Source organism: Streptomyces sp. NBC_00078, assembly GCF_026343335.1.
Classification (GTDB): domain Bacteria; phylum Actinomycetota; class Actinomycetes; order Streptomycetales; family Streptomycetaceae; genus Streptomyces.
The window spans coordinates 2,926,733-2,947,662 of the sequence record NZ_JAPELX010000001.1; the positions used below are offsets into that span (position 1 = coordinate 2,926,733).

Annotated in this window: 21 protein-coding genes; 7 read left to right on the plus strand and 14 right to left on the minus strand. The window is 70.2% G+C overall.

The window, feature by feature from the left end; translation table 11 throughout:
• The first annotated feature begins 118 nt into the window (after nt 1-118).
• From OOK07_RS13660 to OOK07_RS13675, 4 genes are all read left to right on the plus strand, one after another.
• On the plus strand, nt 119-1,192 hold the full coding sequence (locus OOK07_RS13660; protein WP_266680171.1) for a M4 family metallopeptidase: 1,074 nt from the start codon (nt 119-121) through the stop codon (nt 1,190-1,192).
• Nucleotides 1,193-1,213: 21 nt separating this feature from the next.
• Entirely contained in the window at nt 1,214-1,480 is a 267-nt protein-coding gene (locus tag OOK07_RS13665) for a protealysin inhibitor emfourin (protein WP_266680173.1), read from the plus strand.
• 90 nt (nt 1,481-1,570) lie between these two features.
• Nucleotides 1,571-2,893, plus strand: coding sequence for a GH1 family beta-glucosidase (locus OOK07_RS13670; RefSeq protein ID WP_266680175.1), 1,323 nt, complete (start codon nt 1,571-1,573; stop codon nt 2,891-2,893).
• Complete coding sequence (locus OOK07_RS13675; RefSeq protein ID WP_266680177.1) at nt 2,890-4,161, plus strand: MFS transporter; 1,272 nt, start codon at nt 2,890-2,892, stop codon at nt 4,159-4,161. The genes OOK07_RS13670 and OOK07_RS13675 overlap by 4 nt, the downstream gene beginning before the upstream one ends.
• Nucleotides 4,162-4,164: 3 nt before the next feature.
• Here OOK07_RS13675 and OOK07_RS13680 read toward each other — a convergent pair whose 3' ends face one another.
• Nucleotides 4,165-5,019 (minus strand): NAD-dependent epimerase/dehydratase family protein, encoded by an 855-nt coding sequence (locus tag OOK07_RS13680; protein WP_266683504.1) that lies wholly within the window; start codon nt 5,017-5,019, stop codon nt 4,165-4,167.
• A gap of 133 nt (nt 5,020-5,152) precedes the next feature.
• Between OOK07_RS13680 and OOK07_RS13685 the strand changes: the two genes are divergently transcribed.
• On the plus strand, nt 5,153-6,001 hold the full coding sequence (locus OOK07_RS13685; protein ID WP_266796669.1) for a helix-turn-helix transcriptional regulator: 849 nt from the start codon (nt 5,153-5,155) through the stop codon (nt 5,999-6,001).
• 104 nt (nt 6,002-6,105) lie between these two features.
• On the opposite strand, the gene era is transcribed toward OOK07_RS13685, so the two are convergent.
• Nucleotides 6,106-7,065 carry a GTPase Era gene (gene era, locus OOK07_RS13690; RefSeq protein WP_266680181.1) on the minus strand — a complete coding sequence of 320 codons (960 nt, stop codon included), beginning with the start codon at nt 7,063-7,065 and terminating at the stop codon, nt 6,106-6,108.
• Nucleotides 7,066-7,227: 162 nt separating this feature from the next.
• On the opposite strand from era, the gene OOK07_RS13695 reads away from it, so the two are divergent.
• Nucleotides 7,228-8,550 (plus strand): ammonium transporter, encoded by a 1,323-nt coding sequence (locus tag OOK07_RS13695; protein WP_266796671.1) that lies wholly within the window; start codon nt 7,228-7,230, stop codon nt 8,548-8,550.
• A 17-nt stretch (nt 8,551-8,567) separates the two neighbouring features.
• Here the strand turns inward: OOK07_RS13695 and OOK07_RS13700 are convergent, their stop codons facing one another.
• Nucleotides 8,568-9,779, minus strand: coding sequence for an RNA-guided endonuclease InsQ/TnpB family protein (locus tag OOK07_RS13700; RefSeq protein ID WP_266796674.1), 1,212 nt, complete (start codon nt 9,777-9,779; stop codon nt 8,568-8,570).
• Between the two features lie 154 nt (nt 9,780-9,933).
• Between OOK07_RS13700 and OOK07_RS13705 the strand changes: the two genes are divergently transcribed.
• Entirely contained in the window at nt 9,934-10,272 is a 339-nt protein-coding gene (locus OOK07_RS13705) for a P-II family nitrogen regulator (protein WP_266680187.1), read from the plus strand.
• On the opposite strand, the gene OOK07_RS13710 is transcribed toward OOK07_RS13705, so the two are convergent.
• From OOK07_RS13710 to OOK07_RS13760, 11 genes are all read right to left on the minus strand, one after another.
• Entirely contained in the window at nt 10,166-11,176 is a 1,011-nt protein-coding gene (locus OOK07_RS13710; protein WP_266680189.1) for a WxL protein peptidoglycan domain-containing protein, read from the minus strand. The genes OOK07_RS13705 and OOK07_RS13710 overlap by 107 nt on opposite strands.
• Before the next feature lie 55 nt (nt 11,177-11,231).
• Nucleotides 11,232-12,548: a beta-xylosidase gene (locus OOK07_RS13715; RefSeq protein WP_266796676.1), complete on the minus strand. Its 1,317-nt coding sequence runs from the start codon at nt 12,546-12,548 to the stop codon at nt 11,232-11,234.
• 204 nt (nt 12,549-12,752) lie between these two features.
• Entirely contained in the window at nt 12,753-13,229 is a 477-nt protein-coding gene (locus OOK07_RS13720) for a hypothetical protein (RefSeq protein ID WP_266680193.1), read from the minus strand.
• A 203-nt stretch (nt 13,230-13,432) separates the two neighbouring features.
• A complete protein-coding gene (locus OOK07_RS13725) occupies nt 13,433-13,786 on the minus strand; it encodes a cytidine deaminase (RefSeq protein ID WP_266680195.1) in 354 nt (117 codons plus the stop codon).
• A 19-nt stretch (nt 13,787-13,805) separates the two neighbouring features.
• Entirely contained in the window at nt 13,806-14,165 is a 360-nt protein-coding gene (locus tag OOK07_RS13730) for an MmcQ/YjbR family DNA-binding protein (RefSeq protein WP_266680197.1), read from the minus strand.
• Nucleotides 14,162-15,469, minus strand: a complete 1,308-nt coding sequence (locus tag OOK07_RS13735; protein ID WP_266680199.1) for a hemolysin family protein — start codon at nt 15,467-15,469, stop codon at nt 14,162-14,164. Before OOK07_RS13735 ends, OOK07_RS13730 begins: the two co-directional genes overlap by 4 nt.
• On the minus strand, nt 15,466-15,963 hold the full coding sequence (ybeY, locus tag OOK07_RS13740; RefSeq protein ID WP_266796680.1) for an rRNA maturation RNase YbeY: 498 nt from the start codon (nt 15,961-15,963) through the stop codon (nt 15,466-15,468). Before ybeY ends, OOK07_RS13735 begins: the two co-directional genes overlap by 4 nt.
• Before the next feature lie 13 nt (nt 15,964-15,976).
• Nucleotides 15,977-17,035 carry a PhoH family protein gene (locus OOK07_RS13745; RefSeq protein ID WP_266680203.1) on the minus strand — a complete coding sequence of 353 codons (1,059 nt, stop codon included), beginning with the start codon at nt 17,033-17,035 and terminating at the stop codon, nt 15,977-15,979.
• 176 nt (nt 17,036-17,211) lie between these two features.
• Nucleotides 17,212-18,357, minus strand: a complete 1,146-nt coding sequence (locus OOK07_RS13750) for a carbohydrate kinase family protein (protein ID WP_266680205.1) — start codon at nt 18,355-18,357, stop codon at nt 17,212-17,214.
• 282 nt (nt 18,358-18,639) lie between these two features.
• Nucleotides 18,640-19,929, minus strand: a complete 1,290-nt coding sequence (locus OOK07_RS13755) for a glucarate dehydratase family protein (protein WP_266680207.1) — start codon at nt 19,927-19,929, stop codon at nt 18,640-18,642.
• The gene (locus OOK07_RS13760) at nt 19,926-20,903 is read right to left on the minus strand and encodes a 5-dehydro-4-deoxyglucarate dehydratase (protein WP_266796684.1); all 978 of its coding nucleotides are present in this window, start codon (nt 20,901-20,903) and stop codon (nt 19,926-19,928) included. Before OOK07_RS13760 ends, OOK07_RS13755 begins: the two co-directional genes overlap by 4 nt.
• Nucleotides 20,904-20,930: the final 27 nt, after the last annotated feature.

Here is a 20,930-nt window from a genome sequence, read left to right on the forward strand (position 1 = left end):
GGGACAAAAAGTGCGCCATACCACTTCGTCACGGAGCGTGAACGTTCCTGTCCCCATATTTCACCAATCATGGTTGCGGGTAGTGACAGCGGCATAACGCAGTGCAAGGGTTGCGGGCATGACGAAGACCAACGGGGGCTTCGAGCCCGTCTTCTGCACCGTCGTACCGCCCCACGTCCTCGACAAGCTGGCCCAGCACGAGGACCCCGCGCTCGCCAACGCCGCGCGCAAGACCCTGGAGCGCGACGCCTACGAGCGCACCCACCGCCGGCTGACCACGGTCATCGGCGCTCCGACCGTCGCCCCGCCCGCCGGAGCGGCGACCGACAAGCCGCACCGCACGATCTACGACGCCCGGCACAGCACCGACCTGCCGGGCCGCAAGGTCCGCTCCGAGGGCGAGGACCCCGGCAAGGACGCGACCGTCAACCGCGCCTACGCGGGCCTCGGTGCCACCTTCGAGCTGTATCTGAAGGCCTACGAGCGCTACTCGATCGACGGCAACGGCCTGCCGCTCGACGCGACGGTCCACTTCGACAACGACTACAACAACGCCTTCTGGAACGGCGAGCAGATGGTGTTCGGCGACGGCGACGGCGAGATCTTCCTCGACTTCACCATCCCGATCGACGTCATCGGCCACGAACTCACGCACGGTGTCACGCAGTACACGGCCAACCTCACCTACTTCGGCCAGCCCGGCGCCCTCAACGAGTCCCTGTCCGACGTCTTCGGCTCGCTGATCAAGCAGTACACGCTCGGCCAGACCGCCGCCGAGGCCGACTGGCTGATCGGCGCGGGCCTCCTCGCCCCGCGCGTCACCGGCAAGGCGCTGCGCTCCATGAAGGAGCCGGGCACGGCGTACGACGACGACGTCCTCGGCAAGGACCCGCAGCCGGGCACCATGGACGACTTCGTCCGCACCGGCCGCGACAACGGCGGCGTCCACATCAACTCGGGCATCCCCAACCACGCCTTCTACCTGGCCGCCAGCGCCCTCGGCGGGCACGCCTGGGAGAAGGCCGGACAGATCTGGTACGACGTCCTGACCGGCGGCGAACTGAAGCAGGACGCCCTGTTCGCGGACTTCGCGAAACTCACGGTCGCGGCGGCCAGGGCCCGCTTCAACGAGGGCGAGGAACTGCAGGCGGTCCTGAAGGCATGGGAACAGGTCGGGGTGCGCAGCTCGTAGTTCCGTACTAGACACGTTCCCATGCGTATTCGAGTGAGGCGCACGGGTGGTTTCGCGGGCATCGAGCGGCACGCCGAGGTGGACACCTCGGGGCGGCCCGACGCCCACGAGTGGCAGGCGCTGGCCGAACAGGCCGTGGCCGGGGGCCGGAGCACACCGCCCATCGGGGTTCCGGACGGGTTCAGCTACGAGATCACGGTGGACGGCAGGACGTTCTACGCGGCGGACCCCCGGCTGACGGACGAACAGCGGAGGCTGGTCTCCAAGGTGCTGAAGGAAGGGGCGTGAGCCTTTGGGGCCTGTGTTCCACACGGGCCCCAACAGGTCATTCATGCGCAGGCGTTGACTTCCCTTACCGGCGGTAAGGATGATCCGCGCATGGCGACTGATCCGCTGCGTGCGGCGAACCCGATTCCTCAGTTCCCGGCCGGTTTCCTGTGGGGTGTGTCGACCTCGGCCCACCAGATCGAGGGCGCGGCCGACGAGCGCGAACCGTCCGTGTGGGACACCTTCACGGCCGAGCCGGGCCGGGTGAAGGACGGCTCGACCGCGGCGGTGGCCTGCGACCACTACCACCGCTACCGCGAGGACGTGGCCCTCCTCGCCGGCCTGGGCGTGGACGCGTACCGCTTCTCCGTCTCCTGGCCCAGGGTGCGCTCCGCGGGCGGCCTGGACTTCTACGACCGCCTCGTCGACGAGCTGTGCGCCGCCGGCGTGCGTCCGGCGCCGACGCTCTTCCACTGGGACCTCCCCCAGGGAATGGACTGGCTGGAGCGCGACACGGCCGAGCGGTTCGCGGAGTACGTGTCCGTGGTGGCCGAGCGGCTGGGCGACCGCGTGCAGAAGTGGATCACCATCAACGAGCCCGCCGAGCACACGCTGCTGGGGCATGCGATGGGCGCCCACGCGCCGGGCAGGCAGCTGATGTTCGACGCGCTTCCCGTCGCGCACCACCAGCTGCTGGCCCACGGTCTGGCCGTACGCGCGCTGCGCGCGTCCGGCGCCACGGACATCGGGATCGCCAACTCGCACGGGCCGACCTGGCCTGCGTCCGAGGAGCCGGCGGACCTGGAGGCGGCGGGGTTCTACGACCTGCTGCTGAACCGCCTGTTCGCCGACCCGCTGCTGCTCGGCCGGTACCCCGAGGGACTGGGCGAGTTGATGCCGGGCGATGTCGAGGCAGACCTGAAGATCATCGCGGAGCCCCTCGACTGGTACGGCGTCAACTACTACGCGCCGACCCGGGTGGGCGCCCCGCAGGGCGAGGACATCGAGTTCGGCGGCCTGACGATTCCGGCCGAACTCCCCTTCTCGGTACGGCAGATCGAGGGCGTACCGGTGACGGACTTCGGCTGGCCCGTCGTGCCCGAGGGCCTGACGGAACTGCTGACCACGTTCCGCGACCGCTACGGCGACCGTCTGCCGCCCGTCGTCATCACCGAGAACGGCTGCAGTTACGACGGGACCGACGACCAGGACCGGATCGCGTACCTGGACGCCCATGTCCGGGCCCTGCACCGGGCGTTGGAGGCGGGCGTCGACGTGCGCGGCTACTTCGTGTGGTCGCTGCTCGACAACTTCGAGTGGGCGGAGGGGTACGAGCGCCGGTTCGGGCTGGTGCACGTGGACTTCGAGACGCAGCGGCGGACCCCGAAGGCCTCGTACGGCTGGTTCCGGGACGTGCTGCGGGCGCAGAGATGACCAGGACCCGGCCGTCGGACACCTCGGCCGTCCCGAACCCCCTGGCCGAACCCGTCGAACGCGTCGGACGGGGCTGGACGGCGTCCCTCTCGCTCGCCAACGGGGCGATCTGGGTGGGCTGGTACGGCCCCCTGCAGATCCTGCTGGCCTCCCAGGCAGGGGACTTCGCCCCCGGCTCCGGCATGTCCAAGGAGACGATGCTGGCGTGGGTGACCGGCGCGGGCGCCCTGGTCTCACTGGTCGCCAACCCGCTCTTCGGCGCGCTCTCCGACCGGACGACGGCGCGCCGGGGCCGCCGTACGCCGTGGATCGTGGCCGGGGCGGCGGGCGGTGCGCTGTCCTTGCTGCTGCTCGCGGGCGCGGGCGGCGTGTGGACGATGGCGGCGGGCTGGTGTCTGGTCCAGCTGACACTCAACGCGGCGTTCGCGGCGGTGACGGCGGCGGTGCCGGATCGGGTGCCGCGGCTCCAACGTGGCTCGGTGGGCGGCTGGTTGGGGGTCGCACAGATCATCGGAGTGGTCGGCGGGACGGGGCTCGCGACGGTGGCCGGGGGCGTCGGGGCCGGGTATGCGGCGTGCGCGGTGTTCACGGTGGTGGGCGTGCTGCCGTACGTCATCCGGTACGAGGACCTGCGGCTGGCGCCGACGGACCGGCCGGCGTGGTCGTGGCGCGGCTTTCTGGCCGGGTTCTGGCTGAGCCCGCGCCGGTATCCGGACCTGGGCTGGGCGTGGCTGACCCGCCTTTTGATCAACCTCAGCAACGCGCTCGTCCTGCTCTACCTGCTGTACTACCTGCGCGACCGCCTCCACTACGACGACCCCGACGAGGGTGTGCTGATCCTGACGGCGGTCAACGGTCTGACGCTGTTCGCCACGGTCGTCGTCGGCGGGGTGTGGTCGGACCGGCTGGGACGCCGCAAACCGTTCGTGATCTGGTCGGGCCTGCTGATGGCGGTGGCGACAGCGGCGCTGGCGGGCTGGCAGACCTGGCCGGGCGCGATCGTCGCGGCGGCGGTGCTCGGGGTCGGCTTCGGGGTGTTCACGTCGGTCGACTTCGCGCTGATGACGGACGTACTGCCGAAGGCGATGGACCGCGGCAAGGACCTGGGCGTGATCAACGTGGCCAATGCCCTGCCCCAGGTCGCGGCACCCGCCCTCGCCGCACCGATCGTGACGTACCTGGGCGGCTACCGGGTGCTGTACCTGGTGGCGGCCGTGATCGGGCTGGCGGGGGCGGTGCTGGTGGGGCGAATCAAGGGCGTGGAGTGACCGTCACAGGGCTCCGGCGTCCCGGGCCGTCCAGACGCTCGGGTAAAGGGGCCTGAAGCCGAGTTCCCGACGGATCCGCCGGTTGGACATGATCCCGAACCACGGGTCGGGATCCGTCAGCTCGTGCAGAGCGGCGGGCGCCTCGACACCGTTGAGCTGGTACAGCTCGACCGTCGTGACGGGGGCGTCGTCGGCGACGTTGTAGATCCGGCCGCCGGTTCCCGGCGCGTACAGCAGCCGCATCAGGCCCTGGGCGACGTCCGCGTGATGGGCCATCTGCAGCCGCTTGTGCGGGGCCCAGTGCGCGGCCCAGCGCAGGGAGTCGGCGAGGTGCGGGTCGCCCTCGCCGTAGACGAACGGAAGCCGTCCGATGCGTACGTCCAGGCCCTCCATCGCCAGCAGCTCCCGCTCGGCCTCGGCCTTGGACTCGGCATACGCACCCCACATCTCGCCGCCCGGCCGGCTCTCGTCCTCCTCGGTCAGCGGGCGGCCCCGTCCCACGCCGTACACGTTGCCCGTGCTGACCTGCACGAACCGCTCCACGCCGGAGGTCCGTGCGGCCCGGCCCAGGGCCACCGCGGCGTCCCGGTTGACGGCCCACGCCTCCTCGTCCGGCACGCCGCGGAAGGAGGCGGCGACGTTCACGACGGCGTCCACCCCGGCGAGCGCCTTGCCTAGCGTCTCCTCGTCCCGCATGTCTCCTACGGCCACCTGGGCGCCCAGTTCCGCGAACCGCTCACCGCGGGCGGCGTCCCGCACCAGGACCCGCACCTGCTCGCCCGGCTGCCGCTGAGCCAGCAGCCGCGGCGCGAACCGCCGTCCGACCTGTCCCGTCGTCCCTGTCACGAGTGTCAGCATCATGTGCTCCTCATCTGCTTGGTCCGTCCTCGACAACGAGCCTCGGCGGACGCGGCGGGAACCGGGAGAGACCTGCTGATCAGGGGATCGGCAGTCCCTGGATAAGCGGCGCGGCCTCCCGCACCCTGGAGGGGTGAACCGAGCCGAACTAGCCGACTTCCTGCGCCGCGGCCGTGCCCGTCTGGACCCCTCCGACGTGGGCCTCACGGCCGGCGCCCGCCGCCGTACGCCGGGTCTGCGCCGTGAGGAGGTGTCCCAGCTGGCCGGCATGTCGGTGGACTACTACACCCGGCTGGAACAGTCCCGGGGCCCGCGTCCGTCCCGCCAGATGCTCGCCGCGCTGGCCCGCGCGCTGCGCCTGACGGAGGACGAGCGCGATCATCTCTTCCGCCTCGCGGGCGAGGAGGCGCCGCGCCGGGAGGCGACGAGCACGCATGTGCGCCCGGGGCTGCTCCTGGTGCTGGACCGACTGCACGACACCCCGGCGATGGTGGTGACCGACTGCGGCGAGGTCCTGACCCAGAACGCGATGTCGCGGGCGCTGAGCGGAGACGTCCTCGCCCGGCCGCCCCGCGCGCGCAACATGGTCCGCCGCTTCTTCCTGGACCCGACCGCCCAGGGCCTGTTCCCGGCCGAGGACCACCCGGAGCGCGCCCGCGAGCAGGTGGCCGCACTGCGGGCGGTGACGTCGGCCCGCCCGACGGACCCGGAGCCCGCCGCCCTCGTCGCCGAACTACGCGCCGGGAGCGAGGAGTTCGCCCAGCTCTGGGAGGAGCACGAGGTGGCGGTACGCCGCGCCTCGACGAAACGCTTCCTGCACCCTGTGGTGGGCCTGCTGGAGCTGGACTGCGAGGTCCTCGTCAACTCCGGCCACAACCAGCAACTGGTCATCCACACGGCCCGCCCGGGCACGGACTCCCACGAGCGCCTGCAGCTGCTGCGGGTGGTGGGGCTGCAGGACCTGAACCCGAGCAAGACCTGACCTTCCGGCCCGTCCGGCGTTCACGGACGAGGCCGTTCAGGCCGGAAGCGGGGTCTGGAGTGCAGCCCGGGGGCAGAGGTCAGGGGCAGAGGTCAGCGCAGAGGTCAGAAGCCCAGCTTCCGCAGCTGCCGAGGGTCCCGCTGCCAGTCCTTCGCGACCTTCACATGGAGGTCCAGGAACACCGGGGTACCGAGCAGTGCCTCGATCTGCTTGCGGGACTTGATGCCCACCTGCTTGAGCCGCTGGCCCTTCGGCCCGATGACGATGCCCTTCTGGCTGGGGCGCTCGATGTACACGAAGGCGTGGATGTCGAGCAGGGGCTTGTCGGCGGGGCGGTCCTCGCGCGGGAGCATCTCCTCGACGACGACCGCGATGGAGTGCGGGAGCTCGTCGCGGACGCCCTCCAGCGCGGCCTCGCGGATCAGTTCCGCGATCATGACCTGCTCGGGCTCGTCGGTGAGATCACCCTCGGGGTAGAGCGCCGGCCCCTCCGGCAGGAGCGGGACGAGCAGGTCGGCGAGCAGATCCACCTGCTGGTCGGCGACGGCCGACACCGGCACGATCTCCGCCCACTCGAACCCCAGCTCCTTGCCGAGCAGATCGATGGCGATCAGCTGCTCGGCCAGGGTCTTCGAGTCCACCAGGTCCGTCTTCGTGACGATCGCGACCTTCGGCGTCTTCTTGATGGACGCCAGTTCCTTCGCGATGAAACGGTCACCCGGGCCGAGCTTCTCGTTCGCCGGGAGACAGAAGCCGATCACGTCGACCTCGGCCCAGGTGGTCCGCACGATGTCGTTCAACCGCTCACCGAGCAGCGTGCGCGGCTTGTGCAGCCCCGGGGTGTCGACCAGGATCAGCTGGGCGTCCTCCCGGTGCACGATTCCCCGCACCGTGTGCCGCGTCGTCTGCGGCTGGTCCGCGGTGATCGCCACCTTCTGCCCGACCAGAGCGTTCGTGAGAGTGGACTTGCCCGCGTTGGGGCGACCGACGAAACAGGCGAAGCCCGACCTGTGGCCGGCTTCCGACGATTCCGACGGCCCGGATGACTGACTGCGAACGCTCATGACGCCCATTCTCCCTGATCCACAGAGCACCGCCGTACAACCGAGCGACCGCCGCCCCCGCGGTGAGCTTCAGGAAACCTCCACGCAACGAAACGTCACGGAAACACAGCCGTGCACAGCCGGAAACGCACGCCGGTGACGCTCTGACGAGCCCCCACCTCGATGGAGACGACCGTGACCCTCGCCACCGCGCAGATCGACACGGGCGACACCGCCTGGCTGCTCGCCGCCACCGCCCTCGTCCTGCTCATGACCCCGGGCCTGGCCCTCTTCTACGGCGGCATGGTCCGCACGAAGAGCGTCCTCAACATGCTGATGATGAGCTTCGTGTCGATCGCCCTGGTCACGGTGGTGTGGCTGGCGGGCGGGTACTCCCTGGCCTTCGGCGACGACATCGGCGGCGGGCTCCTCGGCGGTCTGAAGTACGCCGGCATGGCCGGCCTCGGCCCGGACAGCCTCCACGGCACCGTCCCCACCCTCCTCTTCGCCACCTTCCAGCTCACCTTCGCGATCATCACGGCGGCCCTGATCAGCGGCGCGGTCGCGGACCGGGTGAAGTTCTCCGCCTGGCTGGTCTTCGTGCCCGTGTGGGCGCTGCTCGTATACGTTCCCGTCGCCCACTGGGTGTGGGGCCCCGGCGGCTGGATCGCGAGCCGCCTCGGCGCTCTCGACTTCGCCGGCGGCCTGCCGGTGGAGATCACCTCCGGTGCCTCGGGCCTGGCCCTCTGCCTGGTCCTCGGTCCGCGCCTCGGCTTCAAGAAGGACGCGATGCGTCCGCACAACCTCCCGATGGTGATGCTGGGCGCCGGCCTCCTCTGGTTCGGCTGGTTCGGCTTCAACGCCGGCTCGGCCCTCGGGGCGAACGGACTGGCCGCCGCGGCCTTCCTCAACACACTCGCCGCCGGCTGCACCGGCCTGCTCGGCTGGCTCTTCGTCGAGCAGAGGCGCGACGGGCACCCCACCACCCTGGGCGCCGCGTCCGGCGCGGTCGCGGGCCTGGTCGCCATCACCCCCTCCTGCGGCTCGGTCTCCCTGCTCGGCGCCCTGGGCGTCGGCCTCGCCGCGGGTGTCGTCTGCTCGTACGCCGTGGGCTGGAAGTTCAAGCTCAACTACGACGACTCGCTCGACGTCGTCGGCGTCCACCTGGTCGGCGGGATCATCGGCACACTGCTCATCGGCGTCTTCGCCGTGAAGGAGATGACGGACGGCCCCGAGGGCCTCCTCTACGGTGGCGGGCTCACCCAGCTCGGCAAGCAGCTGGTGGCCGTGGTCGCCGTGGCGGCGTACGCCTTCCTCGTCACGTACGGCATCGGCAAGCTGCTCGACGGGGCGATGGGCTTTCGCGCGAGCGAGGAGGAGGAGCACACCGGCCTGGACCTTACGGTGCATGCCGAGACCGCATACGATCACGGCGTCCTGGGCCACGGCGCCCCGGTCTCGTCCTCCCTCGTCTCCCCCGCGCAGAAGGTCAAGGGCCAGACTTGACTTTCTCCCTCCCCCTTCTAAAGGGGGAGGAGTCCACGGGTCACCCCGTGGGTTTCCTGCTTCGTCGTCGGCAGCCCGCCCGGAGTGCTCCGTTGAGGTCTTACGCCGGCTCCACAGGCCGACACCGCCAGCCCGGCGGCCAAAAGGTTCTTCGCCGCGTTCGCGTCGCGGTCGTGGGTGGTGCCACAGCCGCTGCACGTCCAGGTGCGGATGTGCAGCGGCATCTTGTCCTGCAGGCTTCCGCAGGTCGAGCACAGCTTGGAAGACGGGAACCAGCGGTCGACGGCGATCAGTTCGCGGCCGTACCACTGAGCCTTGTATTCCAGCATGCTGCGCAACTCGCTCCACGCCGCGTCGGAGATGGCGCGGGCGAGCCCGCCGTTCTTCAACGGGTTCCGAACGGTCAGGTCCTCGATCACGACCACTTGGTTTTCGCGGATGAGTCGAGTGGAGATCTTATGCAGGGTGTCCCGCCTGCGGTCGGCGATCCGGGCGTGGATGCGGGCGACCTTCCTGCGAGCCTTGTCCTGGTTCGCCGATCCCTTGGTCTTGCGGGACCACTCTCGCTGAGCTTTGGCGAGGCGGGCACGGTCCGTGCGTTCGTGCCTGGGGTTGGTGATCTTCTCCCCGGTGGACAGAGTCAGTATGTGGTCGAGCCCGGCGTCCACACCCACCACGTTGGCGGTGACGGGAAGCGGCTGGATGGCCGGATCTTCCACCAGCAGGGACACGAACCAGCGCCCGGCACTGTCCTTCGAGACGGTCACCGTGGACGGCTGCGTTCCTTCTGGAAGAGGACGGGACCACACGATGTCCAGCGGCCGGCCCATCTTCGCCAGTGTCAGCATCCCATCGCGGAAGCGGAAGGCGCTGGTGGTGTACTCGGCTGATTTGCGGGACTTCTTGCGCGACTTGAAGCGCGGGTACTTCGCCCGCTTGGCGAAGAAGTGGGTGAACGCCGCCTGCAGATGCCTCAAGGCCTGCTGCAGCGGGACCGAGGAAACGTCGTTGAGGAAGGCCAGTTCCTCTGCCTTCTTCCAGGCCGTCAGCATCGTGGAGGTGGCGTTGTAGTTGATCCGTTCCTGGCGCAGCGCCCACGCCTCGGTCCGGGCCGCGAGCGCCATGTTGTAGACCTTGCGCACGCACCCGAACGTCCGCGACAGCTCCGCAGCCTGCGCGTCGGTCGGGTAGAAGCGGTACTTGAACGCCCGCTTCACACAAGTGGCCATGACTCACAAGCTATAGCATCGCCTTGTGAAGCACTGTCATTGCCGGGAAGTTGACACCGATCCGCTCTGACTGCGACCCGGCCTTTCTGCCCTGCTCCACAGGAGTCCGTTTCCTCCCCCGCCTGAAGACGGGGGTACTCACGGAGGAACCCCGATGAAGCTCATCACCGCGATCGTCAAGCCCTACCGCCTCGACGAGGTGAAGACCGCCCTCCAGGAACTCGGTGTGCACGGCCTGACCGTGACCGAGGCCAGCGGGTACGGCAGGCAGCGCGGCCACACGGAGGTGTACCGCGGCGCCGAGTACCAGGTCGACCTCGTCCCCAAGGTGCGGATCGAGGTCGTCGTCGATGACGCGGACTCGGAGGCCGTGATCGACGCGATCGTCAAGGCCGCGCAGACGGGGAAGATCGGGGACGGGAAGGTGTGGGCAGTGCCGGTCGAGACGGTCGTACGGGTTCGGACGGGCGAGCGCGGCCCCGACGCGCTCTGACCGCGAGCAAGACTCCCACGACGGTCACCACCAGCAGCACCACCGTCGCCACCCACGGCAGCGCGAAGAACGACGCGCTCGCCGACTCCCGCGTGTCCTGGGCGCTCGCCGTCAACCTGACGTCACCCCAGTCCAGTTGGGGCGCGCCCCGCCACGGCTCGGTGAGCTGGACGCGCTGGCCGGGCAGCAGTTCGGCGGGGACCCGGGACAGGCCGCGGCTCAGCAGCGTACGGCCGAACATTCCCTTCGCGCGCAGCTCCACCTTGGGGTTCAGGGTGACGTTGCCGGTGTTGTGGAGGGTGTAGGAGATGGTTGCCGTGCTGTCGCCGAGGCCGGGGACGAGGGGCTGGTGGTGGACGACGCGGACGTTCTCCACGTCGATCGCGGGGAGGGCCGGGCCGCCGACGCGGAGGTAGACGCGGGCGCCGACGGCACGCTGCACGCCGAGCGCCAGTGCCCCGTCGCCGCTGTCGATCCGTTCGTCGAGCGCGACCAACGCGCCGGGATGGTCTCCGGGTTCGGCACCCTCGGGGACGCGGAGCGTGAACGGGACGGTGACCTTGCCGTGCGCCGGGACGGTCACGCGTGACGTCGCGGGCCTCGCCCAGGCGCCCACCCCCCGCTGCTTCTCCTTGACCGTCCGCACCGCGAACCCGCCGTCCCGCGCGGTGTTGTAGGCGTCGGCGGCATACAACCGGAAGGTCATCGGCTGCGCGGTCTTGTTGGCGACGACGACCTTGTCCTCGATGGTCGTTCCGGGGTCGGCGGAGAGATAGAAGTACGGGCGCGCGGCGACCTTCGAGGAGGCCGGGTAGACGGACCAGCTGCCGTTGTCGGCGGCGTGCGCGGGCGCGGTCAGGCAGGTGAGGAACAGGGCCAGGAGGAGGACATACAGCTTGCGCATGAGTGCGGACCCCCGCGTGGACGAGGTGGACGGGCGGGTGCGGGCGCCCGTGCGGTCAGGCGAGAGTGAGGGTGAGCACGCCGGCGTACGAACCCGGGGGCGTGAACGCCGGTACGTCCAGGGAGAGTCCGGCGCCGGCCGTGAACTCGCCGCCGGTCAGGGTGCCGTTGGGAGTGGACGCCAGAGTCGCTCCCGAACCGCCCACCGTGCCCGCCGAACCGGCCTGACAGGTGCTCGGACTGCCCGCCTTGGTGGCGCAGGCGGGGGTCCAACTCAGCTTTCCGGCATCGATCTTGGCGCCGGGACCGGTGAAGTCGGTGACCTTGCCGGTGAGGGACCAGCCCGCGGGTCCGCCGCGGAAGTCGTTCACGGTGACGCTGTTCAGGGCTCCGGTCGAGGCCCCGCCCTTGCCGAAGTCGACCGCCGACAGGGCGACGGAGTCACCGGCCTGGGACATGGACAGCGTGCCGGCCTTCACCGTGGTCGTCAGCTTCTGGCTGCCGTCGGGGACGGGGGTGGTGTCGTTGACGACGTAGGCGGCGGGCCCGGCGCCGTTGCCGGCGTCCCACGCGCCGCCCTCGTACGCGACCACACCCGTCGTCGTCTTGTCGTTGACGACGAGGGAGCCGCTGAAGGAGCCGTTGGCGGCGGCGGTTGCGGTCGCCGTGTCAGCGGTCTGGGTGTCCCCGGAGCGCCCGGCGAGGGTGACGGTCGCGCCGGGCGTGAAGTTGCTGCCGGTGACGGTGACGCCGGCACCGGCGTTCCCGGAGGCCGAACCCAGCGAGATGGCACGGTTGTTGGTGGGGTTGGCGTCCGTCGCGGTGACGGTCGCGGAGACCGGCGCGGGCGGGTTGGTCACCGTGCACGGGGTGTCCAGCTCCAGGATGTAGCTGGTGTGGATGTTGTAGTCGCCGGGCGAGAGCGTGATCGAGCCGGGCGCGGTGACCTTGAAGGTGCCGGTCATGGAGAACGACGGGAAGGCGCCGTTGCCCGGCACCGGGTCGTTCTTCTTGGGCCCGGCGACGGTCACGTTCCCCGTCTGCGCGCCGCCGAGGGTGACCTTGCCGGTGGGCGTCATGATGTCGGCCGGCAGGGCGATCGCGGTGGGGTTGCTGGCGGCCGGCTTGACGACGGTGTAGGTGACGGTGACGGTGTCGCCGACCTTCGGACTGGCGTTGTCGACCGCGATGCCCGCGGTGGTCGTGCCGTCGATCGGCGGGATGCCCGCGACGGCGGGCGGAATGCAGTGCGTGGCGAAGTCCACGTTCGTGGCGGCGCCGGCCGGACAGGCCAGCGCCGCGCCCGCGGAGACCGCGAGCGCGGTCGCACCGAGCAGCGACGCCCAGCGGCGTCTTCGGTTCATCGAACCCATGGGTGTGCCCCCTCTTCTTCTGTGCTCACTGGGGGCATTGATGTGGAGATCGCGTGAGAAGTCAATGGAGACACCGAAAAGAACTGATGACCCGTCAGTTTCTGTGCAGCTAGAGGGAACTGACGGGCCATCGATCTGCTGGCCATCAACGACTGCGGACCGGTCGAGCGCGGATCGGTCGACCGCCGATCAGTCGACCGCGGATCAGTCGAACACGAACGGTCCCGGTGACTGCGGCCCGGTGGCCGTGCAGGTGATGGTGATGCCGAAGACGGTCATCTGCAGCGAGCCGCCATAGGCTTCGAGGCTGTCGCCGGAAGCCACAGTGCCGTTGAGCGGACCGACGGTGACGGGGTCACCGGCAGCCATCGCCGGGTTCTTGGTACCGCTGAAGGCGGTGGTACCGCCACTGGCGTTGACCAGGGTCAGCGTGGAGGAGATCGAGTCCGCCGACAGGGCGATCGGAGCGGAGATCGCGGACGACGTGAGGGTCAAGGTGGCCGACGTGCCGTCCTGGGTGGCCGTGAGCGTGGCGTCTCCGCCACCGAAGCTTCCGCAGTCGGCGGTGATCGTCGCCGACTGTGGGGTGACGGCGAGCGCGCTGGGGGCGAACGCGAGCGAGGCGGCCGCGAGGGCCCCCACCGCAACTGCCGCACCTGTACTTGTCCGTTTGGCTCTCATGGGGATCCGGCTCCCTTCCCGAAGCTGGGAACTGCCATGTGGGGATGGATGGGAGAGGTTCGGACGGACAGCCGGCCGGCGCGGTGCGGGGCGCCGAGTGGGGGGTGAATCTGACGGTCCGTCGGAACTACCGGTTCCATTGATGCCGGTGAGGTGAGGAAACGGCAAGGGTGAATTCAGGACGACTCTGAAGCGGCCGGTTTTCAGCCTGCGGTGAGGGTGGTCCGTACCGTTCCGTCCGGTCCGGCGACCAGCACCGGCGTCCCCGCCCCGCCCAGATCCCGTACGGCAGCCCGGTCTTCCGCGGAGGCCGACTCGGCGTCCGTCACCACGGCCGCCGCCTCCAGGGACTTCGCCCCGGACGCCACCGCCATGGCCACCGCCGTCTGCAGCGCGCTCAGCTTCAGCGAGGCCAGGTCGACGGTACCGGCGACATACGTACGGCCCGTCTCGTCCCGTACGGCAGCCCCCTCGGGCACACCGTTGCGGGCCCGCGCGGAACGGGCCAGGGTGACGATCTTGCGGTCCTCGGGGTCGAGCGCGCTGCTGTCGGTCATGGGCCGAGCATACGTGTGCTCAGGAACGGTCGAGGCGGAGGCGTTCGGCGCGTGGCAGACCCGCCACCACCAGGTCGTACGAGTCCTCGATCAGCTCCCTGACCAGCCCGTCCGGGAGCTCGCCGTCGACCGTGACGGTGTTCCAGTGACGCTTGTTCATGTGATAGCCGGGGATGATCAGCCCCTCGTGCTCGGTGCGGAGCCGGACCGCGTCCTCCGGGTCGCACTTGAGGTTGACCGTGAGGGGGCGGGAGTCCAGCCAGCTCAGGGCGAACATCTTGCCCAGCACCTTGAAGACCGAGATGTCCGGGGCGAAGGGGAAGTCCTCCACCGCCGCGTTGAAGGACAGGCAGTAGCCGCGCAGTTCCTCGGGGCTCACTCCTCTTTCGCCTCCTCCTCGGACGGATCCGCCGGATCCATGGGCTCCACGAGCACGGTCACGATCTTGTTGCGGCGGCCGGCCGCGGATTCCGCCGTCAGCCGCAGCTCCCGTCCGTCGGGCAGCTCCACGACCGACGAGGCCTGCGCGATGGGCACCCGGCCCAGCGCCTTCGCGAGCAGACCGCCGACGGTCTCCACGTCCTCGTCGTCGTACTCGTCGAGGCCGTACAGCTCGCCCAGGTCGGTGATGTCGAGGCGGGCGGTGACGCGGTAGCGGTCGTCGCCGAGGTCCTCGACCGGCGGGAGTTCACGGTCGTACTCGTCGGTGATCTCGCCGACGATCTCCTCGAGGATGTCCTCGATGGTGACGATGCCGGCCGTGCCGCCGTACTCGTCGATGACGACGGCGACGTGGTTTCGGTCCCGCTGCATCTCGCGCAGCAGGTCGCCGGCGTTCTTGGTGTCGGGCACGAAGGCCGCGGGCCGCATGGCCGTCGAGACCAGCTCGCTCTCGGCGTCCCGGCTGATGTGCGTCTTGCGGGCCAGGTCCTTCAGATACACGATCCCGACGACGTCGTCCTCGCTCTCCCCGGTGACGGGGATCCGGGAGAAGCCCGAACGCAGCGCGAGGGTGAGGGCCTGACGGATCGTCTTGTACCGCTCGATGGCGACCAGGTCGGTCCGCGGCACCATGACCTCCCGTACGAGGGTGTCGCCGAGCTCGAAGACCGAGTGCACCATGCGGCGCTCCTCGTCCTCGATCAGCGACTCCTTCTCCGCGAGGTCGACCAGCGCGCGCAGCTCCGCCTCGGAGGCGAAGGGGCCGCGGCGGAAGCCCTTGCCGGGGGTGAGCGCGTTGCCGATCAGGATGAGGAGGTTCGGGATCGGGCCCATGACCCTGGCCAGGGGCACGAGCACGTACGCCGCGGCGGTCGCCGTGTTCAGCGGGTGCTGGCGGCCGATGGTGCGCGGGGAGACGCCGACGGCGACGTACGACACCAGGACCATGACGCCGATCGCGGCCAGCAGGGCACGGGTCGTGCCGTTGAACTCCTGCAGGCAGGCGTAGGTCACCAGGGCCGCGGCCGCCATCTCGCAGGCGACACGGACCAGCAGCGCGACGTTCAGATAGCGGGTCGGGTCGGCGGCGATCCGGGCGAGCTTCGCGCTGCCGCGGCGGCCGGAGCGTACGGCCTCCTCGGCGCGGAAGCTGGAGACGCGTGCCAGGCCCGCCTCCGCGCAGGCGGCGAGCCAGGCGACGACGACCAGGGCGATCGCACCCGCGACGATCTGGGGACTCATGAGACGGTCGGGGCCGGGGACGGGCCGGTCAGGCCCTTCTCCGCGCGCCAGCCGTCCACGATGGCCGCCTGCAGGCCGAACATCTCGGCCTTCTCGTCGGGCTCCTCGTGGTCGTATCCGAGGAGGTGCAGCACGCCGTGGACGGTGAGGAGCTGGAGCTCCTCGTCCATGGAGTGCTGCGTGGGCGCTTCCTCACCCTGCCTCTTGGCGACCTCGGGGCACAGCACGATGTCCCCGAGGAGGCCCTGCGGGGGCTCGTCGTCGTCCTTCGCCGGCGGACGCAGCTCGTCCATCGGGAAGGACATGACGTCAGTGGGCCCCGGCAGGTCCATCCACTGGATGTGCAGCTGCTCCATGCCGTCGGTGTCCACGACGATCACCGACAGCTCGGAGAGCGGGTGGATGCGCATCCGGGCGAGTGCGTAGCGGGCGATGTCGAGGATCGCCTGCTCGTCGACCTCGGTTCCGGACTCGTTGTTGACGTCGATCGACATGGTGCTGGCTTGTCTACTTCCGCTTGTTCCGGCCGCCCCGGTGGGCGCCGTTCTCCGTACCGTTCTGGCTGTCGTACTTCTCGTACGCGTCGACGATACGGCCGACCAGCTTGTGCCGTACGACGTCCTGTGACGACAGGCGGGAGAAGTGCACGTCGTCGAGCCCCTCCAGGATGTCCTGCACCTGCCGCAGCCCGGACTTGGTGCCGTTGGGCAGGTCGACCTGCGTCACGTCACCCGTGATCACGATCTTCGATTCGAAGCCGAGGCGGGTGAGGAACATCTTCATCTGCTCGGGCGAGGTGTTCTGGGCCTCGTCGAGGATGATGAAGGCGTCGTTGAGCGTACGGCCCCTCATGTACGCCAGCGGCGCCACCTCGATGATCCCCGAAGCCATCAGCTTCGGAATCGAGTCCGGGTCCAGCATGTCGTGCAGAGCGTCGTACAGCGGGCGCAGGTACGGGTCGATCTTCTCGTAGAGCGTGCCCGGCAGGAAGCCGAGGCGCTCGCCGGCCTCCACCGCCGGGCGGGTCAGGATGATGCGGGTGACCTGCTTGGACTGCAGGGCCTGCACCGCCTTTGCCATGGCGAGGTAGGTCTTGCCGGTGCCGGCGGGGCCGATGCCGAAGACGATCGTGTGCTTGTCGATCGCGTCGACGTACCGCTTCTGGTTGAGGGTCTTGGGGCGGATCGTGCGGCCGCGCGAGGAGAGGATGTTCTGGGTGAGGACCTCGGCCGGGGTTTCCTGGCCGTCGCTCTCCCCGTTCTCACTCGCCCTGAGCATGGCGATCGAGCGTTCCACTGCGTCCTCCGTCATCGGCTGTCCGGTGCGGAGCACCAGCATCATCTCGTCGAACAGGCGCTGGATGAGGGCGACTTCCGCAGCGTCGCCGACCGCGCTGATCTCGTTTCCCCGGGCGTGGATGTCGGCCGCCGGGAAGGCCTTCTCGATCACGCGCAGAAGGGAGTCGCCGGAGCCCAGGACGGTCACCATGGGGTGCTGGGCGGGGACGGTGAACTGTGCTCTCGCCTGCCCCTGCGCGGGGGTGTGAGCTGTGGGTGTCTGAGTCATGGGCCGGCTCTGTAGGCCTTGCTCGTCCTCCTCGAAACGACACGCCAGCCGCTTGGGCTGCCTGGCGGTTTCCAGGGTACGCCGGGGAACTGACAACGCCGTAGGCCTTTTCTGCGGCCTCTGTTTCACCCACCGTGATGTGCCGACCTGCACCGATATGCGCCAGGGCCACCCTCTCAGACCGACCTGAACCCGATCGTCGGCACCGCCCGCCGCAGCGGCCAAGGTCTCGCCGACTCCTCCGGTACGAGTGTCTCCAGGAAGGAGTAGCGGCTGAGTGCCGTCGGGTCCTGGCCCTCGACCGACTGCACCTTCCGCCACCAGGCCCCGATCTCCGACCAGCCCGGCGCCGACAGCGATCCCCCGAACTCCTGCACGGACAGGGCGGCCGTCAGGCCCGCGAAGGCCAGCCGGTCGGCCAGCGGCCAGCCGGCCAGGGTGCCGGTGACGAAGCCCGCGACGAACACGTCTCCGGCGCCGGTGGGGTCGAGGGCCTCCACGGCGATGGCGGGGACCTCGGCGGTCTCGCCGGTGCGCCGGTCCACCGCGTACGCGCCCTTGGCACCGAGGGTGACCACCGCGAGCGGTACGTGTTCGGTGAGGGCGTGGGCGGCGGCCTTGGGGCAGGTGGTGCCCGTGTACCGCGTCGCCTCCTCCGCGTTCGGCAGGAACGCCTCGCAGTGTTCGAGGTCGGCCAGGCCCGCCAGGTCCCAGGCGCCGCTGTCGTCCCAGCCGACGTCGGCGAAGATCCGGGCGCCCGCGCCCGCGGCCTCGGCGATCCAGGGGGCACGCTTGCCGGGCGTGAGGGAGGCGATGGCGGCACGCGCGCGGGGAGGGAAGTCGGGGGCCCCCGCTTGGAGGGAGAGGGCGTCCGGGGGCGGCTCGTGGCCGTGGGAGACCATCGTGCGCTCCCCCTCGTACGCCATGGAGACGGTGACCGAGGAGTGCCAGCCGGGCACGGTGCGGGAGGTGGAGAGGTCGATGTGCTCGCCCTGCTCCAGCGCGTCCCAGCAGTACTCACCGTAGTGGTCGTCGCCGAAGGCCGCCGCCAGGGACGTCTTCAGGCCGAGGCGGGCCAGGGCGGTGGCCATGTTGGCGACGCCGCCGGGGCTCGACCCCATCCCGCGCGCCCAGGACTCCGTCCCGCGCACCGGGGCGGAGTCGAGCCCGGTGAAGATGATGTCGAGGAACACGGTGCCCGTGAGGTACACGTCCCAGGGGGGATCGTCCGGTGTGCGCAGGACGGCGAGCGGGTCGAACTCGGCCTGGCACTTCGGGCCCGTGGTGATTGGTGACGGTCCCTTTCCGGTGGGCGCGATCACGGTGCACTCCCTGGCATGGTGCGGATCAGGCCAGTGTGCACCACCCCACCGACAACATGCCGAAGCTCGTGCCGCAGGCGCCGGCCCCCTCAGCCCCTCGCGGGCCCCGCGGCGGGGCGGGTGTGCGGGCGGGGAGTCAGGACGCCTCGGCGAAACCAGCCCGTCCGGCGTTCGAGGACGAGGCCCGTGCAGGCCGAACGGAGGTCCAGGGGGCGGCGCCCCCTGGACGGGGCGAAGGGTTGCAGGGGTTGCAGGGGGTGCAGGGGGTGCAGGGCGCAAGCGCTACCAGCGAGGCACGGCGGGCGTCTCCCATCCGGGCTCGGCCACCCGCATCGCCGCCGCGTCGTCGCGCTCGCGCAGCGACCCGTCGTCATCGAGCCACCGCTGGTGCAGGAACCGCAGCTTGCCGCGGTCGACTTCGACGCCGAGCCCGGGTGCGTCGGAGACGGTGACCTTGCCGGCCTCGAAGGTCAGGCGCTCGGTGAGCACGTCCTCCGACTGCCAGGGGTAGTGGGAGTCGCAGGCGTGGTGGAGGTTCGGGACGGTGGCCGCGACATGGGTCATCGCGGCCAGGCTGATCCCCAGGTGGGTGTTGGAGTGCATGGAGACGCCGACGCCGAACGTGCGGCAGATGGCGGCGAGTTGCTGGGTGTTGCGCAGGCCGCCCCAGTAGTGGTGGTCGGACAGCACCACCTGGACGGCATCGCGCGTGAACGCCTCCCTGATCTCGGCGAAGGTCGTCACGCACATGTTGGTGGCCAGCGGCACGCCGGTCCGCGCGGCGACCTCGGCCATGGCGGGGGTGCCGAGCGCCGGGTCCTCCAGGTACTCCAGGACGTCCCCGAGTTCCTTCGCCACCTTCAGCGAGGTCTCCACGGACCAGGCGCCGTTGGGGTCGAGGCGGAGGGGGTGACCGGGGAAGGCCTCGGCGAGAGCCCGGATCGCGGCGATCTCCTCGTCCGGCGGGAAGACACCGCCCTTGAGCTTGAACGACGTGAACCCGTACCGCTCCGTGAACAGCCGGGCCTGCCGCACGACTCCGGCCGGGTCGACGGCGGCGCCCCAGTCGTCCGTCTCAGAGGCCACGCCCTCGGGGTGGCCGGCCCACTTGTAGAACAGGTAGGCGCCGTACTCGACGGCGTCCCGCAGCTTGCCGCCGAGCAGCGCGTGCACGGGCAGACCGAGCGCCTTGCCGAGGGCGTCGAGGCAGGCGACCTCGAAGCCGGAGACGACGGACAGGCGCAGCTTGTCGGCGGTCTGTACACCGCGCAGTCCGCCGACGTCGACGCGTCCCGAGACCCGGGTGTCATCGACGGAGACCTCGTCGGCGACGGTGAACAGGCCGTTCAGGTCGCTTACTTGACGACCTTTCAGCTTCTCGGCGAACGGGCGGGCGAGCTCCAGGTACTTGGTGTCGCCGTAGGTCTCGCCGACACCGGTGATCCCGTCGGCCGTCACCACCTCCACGATCAGCCGTGGGGTGTACGGCTGGTGCACGCCCTGGGTGTTGAGGAGGGGCGGGTCGGCGACCAGGATCGGCGTCAGCCGTACGTCGGCGATGGTGAGGTTCACAGTGCGGCTCCCACGAGGTCGAGTCCGGTGGCCAGGAGGGTCTTGAGGTCGGCCAGGTCGGCGGCCGAGGGGTCGGTGAGGGGGGCGCGCACGGGGCCGACGGGACGGCCGCGCAGCCGGGCCGCCGCCTTCACCAGGGACACGGCGTATCCCGGTACGCGGTCGCGGAGTTCGACGAGCGGGACGTAGAAGTCCCTCAGCAGCCGCAGCGCGTCCTTGCCGTCACTGTCGTCGCCGCCTTGCAGTGCGCCGAAGAAGGCGTTCGCGATCTCGGGGGCGAAGGCGTGCACGGCTGAGCTGTAGGCGGGGACGCCGACGGTGGCGTAGGCGCGGGCCTGGATCTCGGCGGTGGAGGCGCCGTTGAAGAAGAGGAAGCCCTCGGGGGCGGCGAGGGTGAGGCGCTGGAGGCGGTCGAGGTCGCTGTGGCCGTCCTTGAGGCCGATGACGTTCGGGATGCGGGCGATGCGCCGGAGCGAGTCGGCGGTGAAGGCGACCTGGCCGCGCTGGTAGGCGATGAGTGGCAGCCGGGTGCGGGCGGCGATCTGCTCCAGCTGTGCGACGAGGCCCTGCTGCGGGGCGGCGACCAGGTAGTGCGGCAGGACGAGGAGCGCGTCGGCGCCGGCTTCCTCGGCGATGCGGGCGAACCGTACGGCCTGCGCCCAGCCGTATCCGATGCCGGCCACGACGGGCACGCGGCCGGCCGCCTCCGCCACCGTGGTGGTCACGACCTGCCGGTACTCGTCCTCGTCCAGCGAGAAGAACTCGCCGGTGCCGCAGGCAGGGAAGACGGCGCCGGGTTCGGTCGCGATCTGCGCCGCGACATGGGCGCGGAAGCCTTCGGGGTCGAGGGAGCCGTCGTCGTGGAAGCTGGTGAGCGGGAACGACAGCACACCGCCCGCCATGCCGGACCGCAGCCGGCGCACCACCGTATCCGTGTCCGTACCGCCGCCACTCACTTCCGAGCATCTCCCCATGTAGACGTTATCTATGTATGGAGATGG